This is a genomic window from Stenotrophomonas sp. STEN038, assembly GCF_056759895.1.
Genome location: NZ_JBRRDW010000034.1, coordinates 1 through 17,274, shown reverse-complemented (window position 1 = coordinate 17,274; position 17,274 = coordinate 1). Strand labels below are relative to the sequence as shown.

At 63.0% G+C, this 17,274-nt stretch carries 14 protein-coding genes and 1 tRNA gene; 4 read left to right on the top strand and 11 right to left on the bottom strand.

What is annotated here, in order from left to right; all coding sequences use genetic code 11:
• Positions 1-309: 309 nt before the first annotated feature.
• A complete protein-coding gene (locus tag ACVOLS_RS14245; protein WP_481546139.1) occupies positions 310-1,509 on the bottom strand; it encodes a tyrosine-type recombinase/integrase in 1,200 nt (399 codons plus the stop codon).
• Positions 1,510-1,914: 405 nt separating this feature from the next.
• Here ACVOLS_RS14245 and ACVOLS_RS14240 point away from each other — a divergent pair, with 405 nt between their 5' ends.
• Entirely contained in the window at positions 1,915-3,063 is a 1,149-nt protein-coding gene (locus tag ACVOLS_RS14240) for a tyrosine-type recombinase/integrase (RefSeq protein ID WP_481546138.1), read from the top strand.
• 414 nt (positions 3,064-3,477) lie between these two features.
• Entirely contained in the window at positions 3,478-3,762 is a 285-nt protein-coding gene (locus tag ACVOLS_RS14235) for a helix-turn-helix domain-containing protein (RefSeq protein WP_481546137.1), read from the top strand.
• A 48-nt stretch (positions 3,763-3,810) separates the two neighbouring features.
• On the opposite strand, the gene ACVOLS_RS14230 is transcribed toward ACVOLS_RS14235, so the two are convergent.
• From ACVOLS_RS14230 to ACVOLS_RS14210, 5 genes are all read right to left on the bottom strand, one after another.
• Positions 3,811-3,886 (bottom strand) — tRNA-Thr (locus ACVOLS_RS14230).
• Positions 3,887-4,271: 385 nt separating this feature from the next.
• Positions 4,272-5,102 (bottom strand): catalase, encoded by an 831-nt coding sequence (locus tag ACVOLS_RS14225; protein WP_481546136.1) that lies wholly within the window; start codon positions 5,100-5,102, stop codon positions 4,272-4,274.
• 62 nt (positions 5,103-5,164) lie between these two features.
• On the bottom strand, positions 5,165-6,646 hold the full coding sequence (locus tag ACVOLS_RS14220) for an aldehyde dehydrogenase family protein (RefSeq protein WP_481546135.1): 1,482 nt from the start codon (positions 6,644-6,646) through the stop codon (positions 5,165-5,167).
• An 18-nt stretch (positions 6,647-6,664) separates the two neighbouring features.
• Positions 6,665-6,922 (bottom strand): hypothetical protein, encoded by a 258-nt coding sequence (locus ACVOLS_RS14215; RefSeq protein ID WP_481546134.1) that lies wholly within the window; start codon positions 6,920-6,922, stop codon positions 6,665-6,667.
• Positions 6,922-8,514 carry a GMC family oxidoreductase gene (locus ACVOLS_RS14210; RefSeq protein WP_481546133.1) on the bottom strand — a complete coding sequence of 531 codons (1,593 nt, stop codon included), beginning with the start codon at positions 8,512-8,514 and terminating at the stop codon, positions 6,922-6,924. The genes ACVOLS_RS14215 and ACVOLS_RS14210 overlap by 1 nt, the downstream gene beginning before the upstream one ends.
• Before the next feature lie 86 nt (positions 8,515-8,600).
• On the opposite strand from ACVOLS_RS14210, the gene ACVOLS_RS14205 reads away from it, so the two are divergent.
• Positions 8,601-9,614, top strand: coding sequence for a LysR family transcriptional regulator (locus ACVOLS_RS14205; RefSeq protein ID WP_481546132.1), 1,014 nt, complete (start codon positions 8,601-8,603; stop codon positions 9,612-9,614).
• A gap of 52 nt (positions 9,615-9,666) precedes the next feature.
• Here the strand turns inward: ACVOLS_RS14205 and ispH are convergent, their stop codons facing one another.
• From ispH to murJ, 5 genes are all read right to left on the bottom strand, one after another.
• Positions 9,667-10,617 carry a 4-hydroxy-3-methylbut-2-enyl diphosphate reductase gene (gene ispH, locus ACVOLS_RS14200; protein WP_481546131.1) on the bottom strand — a complete coding sequence of 317 codons (951 nt, stop codon included), beginning with the start codon at positions 10,615-10,617 and terminating at the stop codon, positions 9,667-9,669.
• Between the two features lie 52 nt (positions 10,618-10,669).
• Positions 10,670-11,176 (bottom strand): signal peptidase II, encoded by a 507-nt coding sequence (gene lspA / locus ACVOLS_RS14195; protein WP_303747034.1) that lies wholly within the window; start codon positions 11,174-11,176, stop codon positions 10,670-10,672.
• A 70-nt stretch (positions 11,177-11,246) separates the two neighbouring features.
• Positions 11,247-14,078 (bottom strand): isoleucine--tRNA ligase, encoded by a 2,832-nt coding sequence (gene ileS / locus ACVOLS_RS14190; protein ID WP_481546130.1) that lies wholly within the window; start codon positions 14,076-14,078, stop codon positions 11,247-11,249.
• Positions 14,075-15,022, bottom strand: coding sequence for a bifunctional riboflavin kinase/FAD synthetase (locus tag ACVOLS_RS14185; RefSeq protein ID WP_303747036.1), 948 nt, complete (start codon positions 15,020-15,022; stop codon positions 14,075-14,077). Before ACVOLS_RS14185 ends, ileS begins: the two co-directional genes overlap by 4 nt.
• A 79-nt stretch (positions 15,023-15,101) precedes the next feature.
• A complete protein-coding gene (murJ, locus tag ACVOLS_RS14180; RefSeq protein ID WP_481546129.1) occupies positions 15,102-16,730 on the bottom strand; it encodes a murein biosynthesis integral membrane protein MurJ in 1,629 nt (542 codons plus the stop codon).
• A 100-nt stretch (positions 16,731-16,830) separates the two neighbouring features.
• On the opposite strand from murJ, the gene rpsT reads away from it, so the two are divergent.
• A complete protein-coding gene (gene rpsT / locus ACVOLS_RS14175; protein ID WP_057629708.1) occupies positions 16,831-17,100 on the top strand; it encodes a 30S ribosomal protein S20 in 270 nt (89 codons plus the stop codon).
• Positions 17,101-17,274: the final 174 nt, after the last annotated feature.

The following is a 17,274-nucleotide window of genomic DNA, read 5'->3' as shown; positions in this document are numbered from 1 at the left end:
ATCCAACAATGACCCCCATGAAAGGCATATATCCGACGTATGCTCCGTACGAGTTCTTTGAATTTACTTCGCCACAATATACCCCTTCGCCCGGGCCCTTGAATTCCGCACTTGCTCTGTCAATGCGTTCAATCCGCCTGAACTGCGCGCTACCAGGGTCCTTGAAATTTTCCGTAACTGCTCCGCGCAAGCGCTGCATTTGCTGCGGTGAAGGGGCTGCATGAGCGACACCAATTCCACCGACGACTAGTACCAGAAGTGCTCCAAACTTCATTCTTTCCCCCTTTTTAAACGTAAGAACTATCGATTTCACGCCGCCAGTTTCGCTACTGCGGCGGCGAGCGTGTCTGGTGCCAAATGAGCGTATCGCAAAGTCATCGTGATGTCGGCATGGCCCAACAGTTCCCGCACGGTGTTCAAATCCACGCCTGCACGTACCAGTCGCGACGCAAAGTGATGGCGCAGGTCGTGAAAGCGAAACTGCGTGATCCCCGCATCAGCGATCAACTTGGCCCAGCCCTTCTTGATATCGCCTACCTCGAACACTCGCCCGGAACTTCCCACTCCAGCGCGCGCCCAACGCTGCAATACATCCAACGCCTCGACGTTCAACGGAATGTGGCGCTGACGACCTGACTTGGCGTTCTCGGCCCGGATGGTCAGCATCTTGGCTTCCAAGTTCACATCGTTCCAATCCATCGACAGCAGTTCGCCGCGTCGCATGCCGGTGTTCATCGCCAGCAACACGACCGGCGTCAGATGATCCACATAGCCATCCAACGGCAAGTCCGGCAACACGGTTTGTCCGTAACGACGTCGGGCGGCATTTGCGTTCGCCCTACCCTGCACGCCTGCCAGATCACGTGCAGCCATCATTGCCCGCAAACGTGCTTCCTCATCTGCGGACAGGAACCGAACCACCTTCCGGCTTTGCACAGAGCGCTGACGCATGCCCAACAGCGGGTTCACATCAATCAACTTCCACTCAACGGCCTTGGACAACGCCGAACGCAGGCAAGCGAAGTCCCGGGCTGCGGTCGCCTTGGTGACGGCATCCACACCCGTCACACGGTCACGCCACCAGCGATCCATCATCGGCACGTCGATATCGACCAACTGCTTGCGGAGCAGCCCCGGGAATACCGTGCGGATGCGGCCTGCGTACTTGGCCCCGCCCTTCAGCTCCATCAGGGCCCAAGGCTCGAAATGGTCGATCAGCAAAGTTTCTAGGGTGCAGCTCGTGGGCTTGGACTTTGCCAGCGCCGGCAATCCAGACTGAACGTATTCAGCAACCGCTTGCAGAGCATGCTCCCGGGCTTGGTCCAGGGTCAGATGATCTATCGCTCCCAGCGTTCGGCGCTTCCCATGCGCCCAAGTCACGATCCACGCTTTATGACCTGACGGCTGCACCCGCAAGATCAGACCGCGTACCTGCGTGTCCCTAAGCTCATAGGGGCGATCCTTGGCTGGGGCGCTGGCGACGATGCGCTTGGTGAGGACGGTTCTCATTGGTAGCGGGTTCCGTAAGTGGCGTGGAAGCCAACTTAGGACGCCGATGACGTGATTGACCGGATGCGGATCATCCGCAAGTCGCGAAGATGTCAGCAGTGGCTACCTGTCCAATGCAAGGAAACCCAGGCCTCCCAATGCTCCTCGACATCGCCCACAGAAAAGGCCCGCACGAGGCGGGCCTGATCTGGTGCCGGAAATAGGAATCGAACCTACGACCTACGCATTACGAATCGCTGCGCGCGCATGATGCCATGATTTGGTATCAGATGGCCTAAGTGCGCTTACAGCAAGGGAAAACCGCGACCTAATGAGGCTTCAGGGGCAGTTACGGCGCGTCTGAACACGGCACCTTGTGGTGCGAAACCGTGTCCGTGCCGTGGCCCCGCCACCCACGGAGCCAGCATGAAGTTGAAGATCACCCAGTCCCTCGTCGAGAGGGCGCCCCGGCCCGAGCCGGGCAAGTCCGCCCTGTACGCCGACACCGAGATGAGGGGGTTCTACCTCATCGTCACCCCCACCAAGCGCAGCTTCTACGTGCAGTCCCTCGTCAACGGCCGACAGGTCAGGACGAAGCTGGGCGACCATCCGGCAATGGACGCCAAGCAAGCCCGAGACGCCGCGCGGCAGACGCTGGTCGGCATGCGCGGCGGCACCAACCCGAACGAGGAGCGGCGCCGGGCGCGTGCGCGCGGGATCACTCTGCGCGAGGCGCTCGACCTCCACCTGGCGGCCAAGCCGCTGTCCCCGAGGACCAAGGACGACTACCGCTACAACTGCGAGCAATACCTGTCCGACTGGCTCGACAGGCCGCTGGCCGAGCTCGGCGCGGACCGATCGGGCGTGCGCGACAGGCACCGCAGGATCACCGAGCGGCACGGCGCGCCCTCGGCGGACAACGCCTTCCGCATCTTCAGGGCCGTGTACAACCGGGGCCTGCGCGAGCACCCGGACCTGCCGCCGAACCCCTGCGGGAACGTGGACTACCACGGGCTGCGGCGGCGCAAGGTGGACGCGCCGACGGACAGGCTCAGGGCTTGGGGCAAGGCGGTGCTCGGCCTCCACCCGGTGCGGCGCGACCTGCACCTGTTCATGGTGCTCACCGGCATGCGGCGCACGTCTGCCTGCGAGGCGCGCGCATCCGACCTGGACCTCGCCTCGGGGCGCCTGCACGTGCCGAAGCCCAAGGGCGGATCGACCCGCGCGTTCGACCTGCCGCTGTCCGGGCCGCTCACCGACCTGCTCGGCCACCGGGTAGAGGAGAACCCCCGCCTCCACCGCAAGACGCCGTGGCTGTTCCCCGCCGAGTCAAAGTCGGGTCACGTCGCCGAGGTCGCACAGCACGAGCTGGACGGACTGACGGGCCACGCCCTGCGGCACACGTTCGCCACGCTGGCGGTGCAGGCGGGCGTCCCGCTGCTTGAGCTGAAGTACCTGCTCAATCATGCGGCGAGCAACGTCACGATGTACGCCTCGTCCAGCAGCGCGTCCAGGGCGACCTCGATGGCCTTCTCCCAGCGGGTTCGGAACTCGATGTCGTTGGCCTTGTGGTAGAAAGCTGTCCGCCTGCTGATGCCAGCGGCGGCTGCGGCCTGCTTGGGCGAGCACGTGTCCTCCAGCACCTGGAAGAACAGCTCGCGCCGCTCGGGCGTGAAGGTGTTCGGGATGGAAAGCACGGCTGCGGTCTCCGGGGTAAAAAGTGGCTTACGTTGTGATGGTGTCGTGCTTACGCGCGCAGGCACGCCATCGTTCAAGCAGCCGGATCAACGGCTTGGATGCGGGCGCGGCTGCGACAGCGGGCTCGCTGCGCGGCACCAGCTTCGACCCGATCCAAGCCAGGACCACCAAGACGACCAGAAGAACCCCTATCCGCTTCATGCGCTCCCCCTGAGCCATGCCAGTAAATAGTCCATTTTGGACTAACCCAATACGGACTCTAGCGTGCAGTGACCAGCCTGTCACCGCGCGATGGCCCAATCGACCCACAACCCCGATTACCAGCTACTGCTGACCGTCCTGAAGGCGGCCCGCAAGCGGGCGGGTGTCTCACAGGTCGATCTGGCCGAGCGGCTGGGGAACACGCAGACCTTCGTGTCCAAGTGCGAGCGCGGGGAGCGGCGCATCGACGCCGTGGAGCTGGTCGAGTTTGCCGAGGCGCTCGGCGTGCCGCCGCTCGGGCTGCTGACGGAGTACCTGGAACGACGCAGCGCGGGGAGCTTCCCCAAGGCACGAAAGACGAAGGGCCGCGGCTAGCGCAAAGCAAGAAGGGCAGCCTTGTGGGCTGCCCTTCTCACCTTTAGGTGGTGCCGGAGATAGGAATCGAACCTACGACCCCATCATTACGAATGACGTGCTCTACCAACTGAGCTACTCCGGCGGAAACCTGAAACTTGTTCAAACCGTGTCCGTACAACCTTGCCATCGGACCGCTGGCGACCCTAAGGCCATGAATCCTAAGCCATCTGCCGCCGTCACCGCGACAACCGCGTCGCGATTACGAATGCGCCGCTCTACCAACTGAGCTATTCCGGCGAAGGCGCGAATTGTAGGCAAAGGCAGGAGCTGCGGTCAATCCACCCGTTGCATGTGATTGCCCGGAGGCCCGGGACAGCCATCACCGGGCCGCCAGCGCGCCTGCCCGGGGAGGCGGCCCAACCAGATTACGGGAACAGCCACGGTCCGTGATCCACGCCGCCCGCTACCTCCCCAACCGCCGCGCCGCCGCCAACCGATACGCCCGCAACCGCGCATGCAGCATCGGGTCACCAGCAAAGCCCATCCCCGCGGGCAACAGCGCAGGGTCGAAGGCCATTTTTTCGCTGACTGGCCTGTTGCGGCAGCAGCCGCTCCAACCATATATGGCCCAGTGCGAACGATGGCGAGGCGGGATCCCAGCTGCGGGTTATGTCGGCCGGGTCCTCGCCTTCGGGTACCGGAGTGAACAGCAGGGCGAACACCACGCTGCCTTTGGACAGCTCGCCGCGCAAGCGCTTGTCCAGATAGTCCGGGCCATCTGGCGGTGCGCGGGCAACGTAAGGCTTGGTCGCGCGCACACTGAGACGGCCGATGCGTGCGTGTCCGTCCGTGGCGATCAACCGGTAGGCATGCAGCATGTGGTAATCCATGGCGCTGAAGCTGCTGGCCACTGCGCCCGCACGCAATTCCTCGAAATGCGCCACCGCCGGGCAGCCGGCCATCTGTGCCGCCAACATCGCTGGCGAGCGCTCACGTTGGTTCAGCGCGTTCAAAAAGACGAGAAATGCTTCGGGATCACCGGCCGGGAAACCTTCGAGCGAATGACCGACCAGCACCATCGCCGCCTTGTTGCCGATCCGCAGCGCCAGTCCGCGCGGTTCGCCAGCGGGGCTGCGCTGGTCGATATGCGGATTGGCCCCGGAGCTGGAGAAGCGCGCCAGCACACGCATATCCTCGCCGCCGAACACCGCAGCCATACAGAACTGCGGTGCGGTTGAGGTGGCGCGGAAGTGGCCTTCCACCAGCAGGCCGCGCGCATGATTCACTCGGCCACCGGCCGCAACTTTTGCCCCGAACTGCAGGGCAGCGAACAACGCCTGCGACATATCTGTCGCCATTGCCATGTCCTCGCGCCGCAGCACCGTGGCAACAAACTCAGCTCACGGACGTGCGGCGCTGTTCAGCGCTCTACCAGACCTGGGTGCAGCGCGATGTGTTTGTATTCGAGGAAATCTTCCAGCGCAGCCAAACCATTGAGCCGCCCCAGCCCTGATTGTTTGAATCCACCCTCCTCCGTGCCGTCAAACACCCGCGCCCAGTCGTTGATCCAGACCGAGCCGGCATCGAGTGCCTCGGCTACACGTAGTGCGCGGTCCACGTCGCGCGTCCATACGCTGGCGGCCAATCCATACTCGTTGTCGTTGGCCAGGCGGATCGCCTGTGCCTCATCGCTGAAGCGCTGAATGGTGAGCACTGGGCCGAAGGTTTCCTGCTGGATGATTGGCAGCGCGTTGTCGAACACTTCCAGCAAGGCCGGGCGGAAGAACGCACCCTTGCGCAGCGGGCCGGTAGTAATGGGGCCACCACGTTCAACCACGATCGCACCGGAACTGATCGCTTCCTGCACCACTGCATCCACCCGCTCCACATTTGCGCGGTCGATCAGAGGTCCCATGTCGCTGCTCGGGTCGGCCGCAGGCCCAACCTTGACCATGCGCAGGCGAGCACCCACGCCATCGCGCACCGCCTCGTAGATGCGGTCATGCACCAACAGCCGCGAACCGGTCATGCAGAACTGGCCACTGAATACCGTCAGCGCTTTTTCAATCACCGGTAGCGCCTGGCCCAGATCGGCGTCTTCAAACAGGATCATCGGCGTCTTGCCGCCCAGCTCCATGCCAAAGCGCTTGAGATGTTTTGCGCCGGTGCTGCTGATCGCCCGGCCGGTGCGGGTGGAGCCGGTAAAGCTCACCACCGGCACCTGTGGTGTATCCACCAGATAGCTGGAACCTTCGGGGCCACTTTCAAAGAACAGATTGATCACCCCTCGCGGCAAGGACTCGGCCTCAGCCATGATCTTGGCCATGGTGCTGGCGGTCTGCGCTACCTGCGAAGGCAACTTGATCACCGTAGTGCAGCCCGCAGCCAGCGCTGGCGCCAATGAACGGATGGTCAGTACCACGGGCGAATTCCACGGCGCGATCACTGCCGCCACACCCATGGGTTGGCGTAGGATCATCGACAGCCGGCCGGGTTTTGGCCGCAGCGAGCGGCCCGCTTCCAGCATCGCCGTCGCCGCCGAATAGCTTAGCTTGCTGGGCACCATGTCCAGCTCGAACGCGGCCTCGGCAGTGATTTTGCCGTTCTCCAACGACAGGATCTCCGCCAGCCGGTCACGGTTGCGCTCGAATGCCTGCGCCAGCTGTTCCAGCACCCGTGCGCGCAGTTCATGGTCGTGCGCCCACAAGGTCTGCTCGAAGGCCTGCGATGCCGCGGACACCGCTGCCATCGCCGCCGCACGACCGTTGTCCGGGTAGCTACCAATCACCTCGTACGTAGCCGGATTTATCGAATCCTTGAGCACACCATCAAAGCGCGGAATGCCATTGATCCAGTTGGCTGCCCGGCGCAGTTGCTCTGGTGATCTGCTTGCATCGCTCATGGTAACTCCACACATTGACTAGTCATGACCTGCCGGCCGTTCCTTGTCTGGCGTCCAGCAGCGACGCGCCGCTGATACCAGCACCTGCACCAACGGCGCGCTGACGTTGACCACGATCGGCACGATGATCAGCGTCGATCCCATAACCCGCAGTGGCAGCGGCCAATGCCGGAAATACGGGCCAAGCAGACTCAATACCGTCAGCACAGTTGGATACACCGCCAGCCAGATCAGCGCGGTACGTTTCCATCGCTGCGCGAGCTCGGTGCGCCACATCAGCTGTCTGCATCCCGCATCCATTGGCTGATACGCTCAGCCAACATGATCACCGTCGGGTTGGTGGCCACGCAGGGAACATCCGGGAACGCCGAGGCGTCGGCCACGCGCAGGCCATCTATGCCGCGCACACGCCCTTGGTAATCGAGTACCGCATGTGCATCGTAGGCACCGCCCATCGGCGCGGTGGAAGTGGGATGGTGGTAGATATCCAGGGCCATCGGCAACGCAGCTTCCAACTCCTGGTACGAGCTCGACAGCGCACCAGGCACCATTTCCTCGGCAATCATTGCCGCCAGCGGTCCCTGCCTGGCAATGCGCCTGATCAGTTCGATGCCCTCCACCATCAACTGCCGATCCTGCACATCGGTCAACAGATTGAGCGCGATGACTGGCGCCACATCGGCCACCCGCGAGCGCAGCCTCACTGTGCCCCGCGAGCTCGGCCGGGTCAGCGCCAACGCCAACATGAAGATGGCGCCGGTGGGCGACGCCTGCGGATCACCGTAGTGCACTGCCGATACGTGGAAGTCACCGACATTGGCAGCCGTCCTGGATGACTGCGCCCACAGAATCGCCCCCACGGGTGGCACCGGCAGACCAAGCAGGTCCGGACGCGCCGCCCAGGTGGTGTAGAAGAAGGGGTGCTCCTGCAGTCGCTGGCCGACCGGCAGATTGGCGACCACATCAATATCCAGTTCCAGCAGATCATTGGCGGGACCAATGCCGGAACGCAGCAGCACCGCTGCCGTGCCGTAGGTACCCGCACTCAACACGATGTTGTCGGCTTCGATGCGCTGACCATCGGCCAGCACCACCGCAGCTGCGCGGCGACCATCAAACCCGATCCGGTCAACCAGGGTCTGGCTGCGAATGCACAGGTTGGGGCGCATCCGCACATCGAGGGTTAGATAGGTCATGCCTGTATTCAGCCGCTGCCCCATCCGGTTATTCATCGGGTAAGGGTCAACACCGAACGGTTGATCGCTGTTGAAGTCAGTCACCTTCGCGAAACCTGCCTGTACAGCGGACGCGACAAAAGCACGCTGCATATCCGAGACTTCATCGTCCTGCAGGTAGTGGATCGGCCACGGCCCACTTCGCCCATGGAAGGCATCGTCACCATGCACGGTGCGCTCGCTGCGTTGGAAGAACGGCAATACATCCTGCGCAGTCCAGTGTTCAAGCCCGGCTGCGGTCCAGCGCTCGAAGTCACCTGCGGGCGCGCGCATCGCCACACCCGCATTGACCGCCGAACAACCACCCAGCACCTTGCCGCGCGGCACCGGCATCGCCGCGCCATAGATATTGGGCTCAGCCGAGAAGCCCCAGTCGTGTGCGGTATCGCCACCGATGATGTGCTGCAGGCGCACCACATCAGGATAGGTGTCCGGCGCATAGGCCTGCCCCGCCTCGATCAACAGCACGCGCCGGAACAAGTCCTCGCTGAGTCGGCTCGCCATTACCGCACCGGCCGAACCGCCACCGACAATCACCACGTCATAGTGAGAGTCACCCGAGACAGCCACCGCATGCGCACTGTCACCATGCACCTGTACGCCTGTACCCGCGTATTTTTGCCGAGTAGCCATGGCGAACACCTCCTTGCAGCAAACCCTTCACGCCACCTCCCGTTGCCTGCAAACGCATTGATGCACACGCGGTCGGCAACGGGACCATGGCGAAGATCCTCGACCGAACCCGGCGCGGGCGGAATCCGTGCACGGGTCTTCACACTCAGGAACAAATGTCCTCAGTCCTGTCATCGCTGGAATCACTGAATGGCTTGATCGCATTCGCCTCCGCCGTACGCGCCGGCAGCTTTTCCGCGGCGGGGCGGCAACTCGGCTTGTCCGCGTCTGCAGTGGGCAAAGCGGTCGAGCGGCTGGAACTGCGCCTAGGCACGCGCCTGCTCAACCGCACCACCCGCTCGCTCGCACTCACCGGCGAAGGCCAGGTGCTGTACCACTACGCCGACAAGGTATTGAAGGATCTGCAGGAAGCGGAGCGTGAATTGCACCTGCGACAACGCACAGCCAGGCGCCGCTTGAAAATCACCGCCAACACCATCCTGGGGCACAAATTCCTGTTGCCTGCGCTGCCCGACTTCCACACCCGCTACCCGGAGGTCAACGTCGTGCTCAGCCTTGATGCGCACCGGCCCGACATCATCGAGGAAGGCCATGACCTGGCGCTGTGGGCCGGAGAACTTGAGGATTCCAGCCTGCAGGCACGCCGCCTGGGGTCGTACGCGCTGGTCACCTGTGCCTCGCCAGCGTATCTCGCGGAGCACGGCATACCCGCCGCCCCCGCCGATCTTGCCTGTCATTGCTGTCTCTACTATCGCCACCGCGACAGCGAACGAATGGAACCATGGCGATTCCAGGGCCAGTCCATCCCGAAGCCGCACACTCCGGATTTCACACTCAACGATGCGGGCGCATTGGCGAGCGCAGCCTTGGCCGGCCTCGGCATCGTACAGCTGCCCGACTACATGGTGCGCGAGGAGATAGCCAACGGCCAACTACGGGAAGTGCTGCGCAACCATGCCATCGCACCAACCGGCATCTTCCTGGTATGGCCACCGATGTCGGCACAGGTGCCACGGGTGCGCGTCTTCATTGATTTCTTCGTCCAGCGTACAAGTGGACTTTTCAAAACCCTGGATGCCCTTGCCTTGCCGCCACCATGAACAAATAAGCCGACCCACAGGGCCGGCTTTTTTAATCACTTCGCGCTGACTCTCAGTCAACCAGACGCAGCCGCAGCTCCTTGGGCAGCGCAAACACCATGGTCTCCGGCTCGCCGCCGGTTTCACGAACGCTACCAGCGCCCAGCTCGCGCAGTCGCGCGATGACACCATCCACCAGCACCTGCGGTGCCGATGCGCCGGCGGTCAGGCCGATATGCTGCTTGCCAATCACCCACTGCGGGTCGATCTCGTCGGCACCGTCAATCAGATAGGACTCCACACCTTCACGACGTGCAAGCTCGCTGAGACGGTTGGAGTTGGAGCTGTTCGGCGAACCCACCACCAGCACCAGATCACACTGCGTGGCCAGGTCACGCACCGCATCCTGACGGTTCTGCGTGGCGTAGCAGATGTCGTCGTTCTTCGGCCCCTGCACCATCGGGAAATGCTTGCGCAGCGCGTCGATCACCGCGCGGGTGTCATCCACCGACAAGGTGGTCTGGGTGGTGAAGGCGAAGTTTTCCGGCTGCGATACCTGCAGCGCTTCCACGTCTTCAACACTCTCGACCAGATAGATGTTGCCCTTCCCGTTCTCGCGGTTCCACTGGCCCATGGTGCCTTCCACTTCGGGATGGCCTTCGTGCCCGATCAGCACCACATCGCGACCAGCGCGGCAATGGCGAGCGACTTCCAGATGCACCTTGGTCACCAGCGGACAGGTGGCGTCGAATACTTTCAGGCCACGGCGATCAGCTTCGACGCGCACCGCCTGCGATACACCATGCGCACTGAAAATGACGGTATTGCCGTCCGGCACTTCATCGAGTTCTTCAACGAAGATGGCGCCGCGCGCCTTCAGGTCATCCACCACGAAGCGGTTGTGCACCACTTCATGACGCACGTAGATCGGCGCGCCGAGGGTTTCGATGGCGCGTTTGACGATCTCGATGGCGCGGTCTACACCGGCACAGAAACCACGGGGATTGGCGAGCAATACGTCCATCTTCAACGACTCCGACCGCTGACGGTCGCTAATGCGGGAACAGGTGCCGGAATCATCCGGCCTTCTTCTCGGCCTTGCCATCAAGCAGGCCCATCAAGGCAATACCGATGGCGCCACCCACAATCGCCGCATCGGCGATGTTGAACGACGGCCAGTAATGGTCACCGATATACCACTGAATGAAATCAACCACGTGACCATGAATCTGGCGGTCGATGACGTTGCCGATGGCACCACCGATCACCAGCGCATACGGCAACGCGCTGCGCCAGTTGGCGCGCGGCGTGCGCGACAGCCAGAACGCCATCAGGCCGCTGATTGCGATGGCCAGGAAGGTGAAGAACCACAACTGCCAGCCACCGGCATCGCTGAGGAAGCTGAATGCCGCGCCGGTGTTATAGGTGCGGTACCAGTTCCAAAAACCGTCGATCACCGGCACCGGGGTGAACTCGGGCAGGCTGGACAGCACCCAGGCCTTGCTCCACTGGTCCAGGCCAATCACGACCACGGACACCAGCAGATAGATCAACGCATTGGGTTTAACAGCCTTTGCTTGCATGTAATACGCCTGTAGTGGACTGCGATGAAGCGGATGAGAGATTTCTCATCCGCTTCGCCTGATGCCTTGCTTAGAACCAGCGACGGTCTTCGCCGACGCCGTCGATATTGCTCACGCAACGGCCGCACAGCTCCGGATGCGCTTCCACCGAGCCGACATCGGCACGGTAATGCCAGCAACGCACGCACTTGGACTTGTCGGTCGGCTGCGCGCTGACAAACACCTCGTCGGTGGTCGCCGGGCGCACGCTGACATCGCCACTGATGAACAGGAAGCGCAGCTCCTCGGCCAGCGGCTGCCAGCGTGCGGCCTGCTCTTCGTTGGCAGCGACGGTGATCTCCGCTTCCAGCGCGGCACCAATGGCGCCATTGGCACGCATCGGCTCCAGCACCTTGGAGACCTGCTCGCGCAATGCAAGCAGCTGATCGAAATCAGTAGCGTTCAACTGTGCATCGGCCGGCAACGGCGCCAGGCCGTCATACCAGGTGGAGAACAGCACGTTGTCGACGCGCTTGCCCGGCAGGTAGCCCCACAGCTCTTCAGCGGTGAAGGTCAGGATCGGCGCAACCCAACGCACGAACGCTTCGGCGATGTGGAACATCGCCGTCTGCGCCGAACGACGGCCGCGTGAATCTTCCTGCATCGTGTACAGGCGGTCCTTGGTCACGTCCAGGTACAACGAGCCCAGATCGACGCTGCAGAAGTTCAACAGCAGCTGCACGATCTCGGCCATGTTGTAGTTGGCGTAGGCGGCCTTGATCTTCTCCTGCAGCTCGAACGCGCGATGCACGATCCAGCGGTCCAGGGCGACCATGTCCGGCAATGCCACCAGATGCTGGGCCGGGTCGAAGCCGTCCAGGTTGCCGAGCAGGAAGCGCGCGGTGTTACGCAGACGACGGTAGGCATCGGCATTGCGCTTGAGGATTTCCTGCGACAGCGACATCTCATTGCTGTAATCGGCCGAGGCGATCCACAGGCGCAGGATGTCCGCGCCCAGGGTGCGCATGATTTCCTGCGGCTCGATGCCGTTGCCCAGCGACTTGGACATCTTGCGGCCGTGCTCGTCCACGGTGAAGCCGTGGGTGAGGCACTGCTTGTACGGCGCGTGCTTGTCGATGGCCACGCCGGTCAGCAGCGAGGACTGGAACCAGCCGCGGTGCTGATCGGAGCCTTCCAGGTACAGGTCGGCCGGCTTGCCATAGCCACGTGCCAGCAGCACGCCTTCATGGGTAACGCCGGAGTCGAACCAGACATCGAGGATGTCGGTGACCTTTTCGTACTGGGCGGCTTCATCGCCGAGCAGCTCGGTGGCGTCCAGCGAATACCAGACGTCGATGCCGGCCTGCTCCACGCGGTCGGCCACCTGCTGCATCAATTCGACGCTGCGCGGGTGCGGCTCGCCGGTTTCGCGGTGGGTGAACAATGCGATCGGCACACCCCAGGTGCGCTGGCGGCTGATGCACCAGTCCGGACGACCGTCGACCATGCTGCTGATACGCGCCTTGCCCCAGCTCGGGAACCAGCCCACGTTGTCGATAGCGGCCATCGCGTCGTCGCGCAGATTGGCCTTGTCCATCGAAATGAACCACTGCGGGGTGGCACGGAACACGACCGGCTTGCGGTGACGCCAGCAATGCGGATAGCTGTGCTGGATCTCGAAGAAGGCCAGCAGTGCGCCGCTTTCGCGCAGCACTTCGACGATCAGCGGCTGTGCTTTCCACAGGTGCTGGCCGGCCAGTTCAACGGTGCCAGCCGGCGGCGTCGACGGCAGGTACACACCGCCGCCGTCGATCGGATTGATCTGGCCAGCGTTGTACTTGTCCATCAGCCCGTACTGCTGGCTGACCGCGAAATCTTCCTGACCGTGGCCAGGCGCGGTATGCACCGCACCGGTACCGTCGGCATCGGACACGTGCTCGCCGTTGAGCAGCGGGATGTCGCGGTTGGCATAGAACGGGTGTGCCAGCAGCTGGTTTTCCAGCGCCGAACCCTTGGCATGGCCATGCACGACCACGTCGGCCACGCCGTAGCGGCCCAGCGAGCGCTCAGCCAGCGCAGAGGCCAGCACCAGCCAGCGCGGCTGGCCGTTGTGGGCTGGGCCTTCGACCAGCGCGTATTCGATGTCCGCACCCAGCGACACCGCCAGCGAAGCCGGCAGCGTCCACGGCGTGGTAGTCCAGATCGGCACCGCTACTTCCACACCGGCCGGCAGCTCGACACCGAAGCTGGCAGCCAGCGTCTTGGAGTCGCGCGCGGCGTAAGCCACGTCGATGGCCGGCGAGGTCTTGTCCTGGTATTCGATTTCAGCTTCAGCCAGCGCCGAGCCGCAGTCGAAGCACCAATGCACCGGCTTGGCGCCGCGCACCAAGTGACCGTTGGCGACGATCTTGGCCAGCGCACGGATTTCATTGGCCTCGAAGTCGAAGCTCAGCGTCTTGTACGGGTTTTCCCAATCGCCGATCACACCCAGGCGTTTGAAATCAGCGCGCTGCAGGTTGATCTGCTCTTCGGCGTACTCGCGGCACTTCTGCCGGAACTGCTCGGCATCAAGCTTGACGCCGACCTTGCCCCACTTCTTCTCGACCGCGATTTCGATCGGCAGGCCGTGGCAATCCCAGCCCGGCACGTAGGGCGCATCGAAGCCGTCGATGTAGCGCGACTTGACGATGATGTCCTTGAGGATCTTGTTGACCGCATGGCCCAGGTGGATCTGGCCATTGGCATACGGCGGGCCGTCGTGCAGCACGAACAGCGGGCGGCCCTTCGCATTCTCACGAAGCTGCGCGTAAATGCCCTGCTCTTCCCACCGTGCCAGGATGCCCGGCTCGCGCTTGGGCAGGTCGCCGCGCATCGGGAATTCCGTTGCTGGCAGATGGAGGGTGGCTTTGTAATCCTGGCTCACGCGGTAGCTCGCAATCTGTGTTCGTTGAGGATGCGACGCGCTTGCTCTGCGTCGCGGTGCATCTGCTCGGTCAACGCCGGCAGATCGTTGAACTTCTCTTCATCCCGCAGCTTGGCAACAAATTCCACTTCGATATGACGGCCGTACAGGTCGCCGTTGAAGTCGAACAGATGTGCCTCAAGCAGCGGCTCCACACCTTCAACCGTGGGGCGCGTGCCGAAGCTCGACACCGACGGCCATGGCTGCTCGAACACGCCGTGCACCCACGTAGCGTAGATACCAGAAAGTGCGGGTGTTTTCGGGAAACGCAAGTTGGCGGTAGGGAAGCCCAGGGTGCGGCCGAGCTGGCGCCCACGTACGACCCGGCCGCCGATCGCATACGGTCGCCCCAGCAACTCGCCGGCATGGGCGAACTCGCCGGCCACGATCAGTTCGCGGATACGGGTGCTGGAAATCCGCTCGCCGTTCAGGTGCACCGGCTCGATCTCGCCAGCGACGAAGCCCAGCTCGGCGCCCATCGCCTGCAGCAGCGCGATATCGCCGCCACGGCGGTTGCCGAAATGGAACTTGGGACCGATCCAGACTTCGCGCGCACCCAGCCGACGGACCAGCATGTCGCGGACGAAATCCTCGGCGGTGATCGCCGCCATCTTGGCGTCAAAGCGCAGCAGGCCGACGCTGTCGACCCCCAGCTCGCGCAGGGTGGCGACCTTGTCACGGGCCAGCATCAAGCGCGGCGGCGGGTTGTCCTTGGCGAAGAACTCGCGCGGCAGCGGCTCGAAGCCCAAGGCCACGGCTGGCACACCCAAGGCGCGGGCACGGGCGACTGCGTGGCGCACCAGCGCCCGATGGCCCAGGTGCAGGCCATCGAAGGCACCAATGCAGACCACGCTTCCCTGCGGGAACAACACCCCGCCTTCGACGTCTCTAAAAAGCCTGCTCATTCCATCCGGATCCGGCCCATGCGGGCCGGTTCTGTCGTGTGTAGCCCTGAAGTATAACGGGGCCGGCCACGCTGTCGGCTTACTGGCCGCGCAGTTCACGTGGCCGGTAGCCCATCAGCAGCAGACCGGCGGCATAGACCGCGCCGCCACTTCCCACCAGCACCGCCAGACGCCAACCACGTTCCCACCAAGCCCAGGCCGTCCAATCCGACCAGAACAGGCGCAGCGCCACCACGGCAGCCAGCATAAGTACGCTGGCCACGGTCAATTGCAGCAGGAACCGCCCCCAGCCGGGCTGGAGCTGGTATACCCGCGCCCTGCGCAGATACCACCACAACTGCAGGGCATTGGCCCAACCGGCGATCGCAATGGCCAGGGCAAGCAGGGCATGCGCCCCTTCCACCTTCTTGAGTGCCTCCAGCCACTGCCCATCGGCCGCGACCAGTGCGGCCTGACCCATCGGGCTGAAGGAGAACATAGCGACGAACAGCAGCACCGTGCAGATGATGTTGATCAAGATGGATGCCACCGCCGCCTTTACCGGCGTGCGCGTGTCCTGGCGCGAGTAGAAGGCCGGCGCCAACACCTTGACCAGCAGGAAGGCCGGCACGGCCAGCGACTGCGCCATCAGGCTCAGGCTGCTCATGCGCATGTCCTGCTCGGAAAAGCGACCGTACTGGAACAGGGTTGCCAGCAGCGGCTGCGCGCACAGCACCAGCCCGATGCAGGCCGGCACACCAATCAGCAGGCACAGTCGGAACCCCCAATCCAGGCCCTTTGAATAGCCTTCCGGATCCGAACTGGCGTGGCGGCTGGACAGATGCGGCAGGATCACGGTGCCGATGGCCACCCCGAACATGCCCAGCGGGAACTCCAGCAGCCGATCGCTGTAATACAGCCAAGTCACGCTGCCGCCCATCAACATCGAGGCCGCCAGCGTATTGAACAGCAGGTTCACCTGGGCCACCGAAGAGCCGAACAGCGTCGGCACCATCAGCTTCATGATCTTGCGCACGCCGGCATGGGCAAGATCCAACCTGGGCCGCGGCAACAGCCCCAGCTTCGCCAATGATGGCAACTGGAAGGCAAGCTGCAGGATGCCCGCCACGAACACGCCCCAGGCCAAGGCCAGCACCGGCTCATAGCCCCAGGCCTTCATATGCGGCACCAGGCAAAGTGCCGCGGCGATCATCGAGATGTTGAGCAGGATCGGTGAAAGCGCGGGTACGGCGAACTTCTGGTAACTGTTGAGCACCCCGCCTACCAGCGACGCCAGCGAGATGAACAGCGCGTAAGGGAAGGTGATCTGCAGCATCAAGGTAGCCAGCTCGGCCTGCTCGCTACCCGGCGCGAAGCCTGGCGCGAACACCCGCATCAGCCAGGGCGCCAGCAGGATGGCCGCGGCTGTCATCACCAGCAGCGAGGCAGTCAGCACGCCGGCAACCCGGTCTACCAGCGCCTTGACCGCCGCGTGGTCACCATTGGCCTTGTACTCGGCCAATACCGGCACGAAAGCCATCGAGAATGAACCCTCGGCGGAAAGGCGGCGCATGAAGTTGGGAATCCTGAACGCGACCACAAAAGCGTCCATTGCCGCGCTGGCACCGAACACATGGGCGTAAACTTGGTCGCGGATCAATCCGCTGATACGTGACAGGAACGTCATGGAACTGAATACGGCAGTGGATTTGAGCAAACGACCGCTCATGCATCTTCCTCTTGACAACTTGACTTGACGTTCTTTCAGTCAGCCATCATACTTGCATGCTTGCTGTTCCCACCACATCGATTTTCAGGAAACCACCACTGTGGCCAATATCAAGTCCGCCAAGAAGCGCGCCAAGCAGACCGTTGTGCGCAACGCGCGCAACACGGCTCAGCGTTCGATGCTGCGCACCGCCGTCAAGAAGGTGATCAAGGCTCTGGATGCCAACGACGCCGCTGGCGCCGAGGCAGCCTTTGCCGTCGCCCAGCCGATCCTCGACCGTTTCAGCGCCCGTGGCCTGATTCACAAGAACAAGGCTGCGCGTCATAAGAGCCGTTTGACTGCACGCATCAAAGCCATCAAGGCTGCCTGATCCGCGCAACAACCTGGAGTCGCAAGACTCCCGGCATGAAAAACCCGGCCTAGTGTCGGGTTTTTTGTTGGGCGCTTTTGGGGGAAGCGAGGCAGATACCCTCCCGCACGGTTTTGGGTTTTGGGTTTTGGGTTTTGGGTTTTGGGTTTTGTGTTTTGGGTTCTGGGTTTTGGG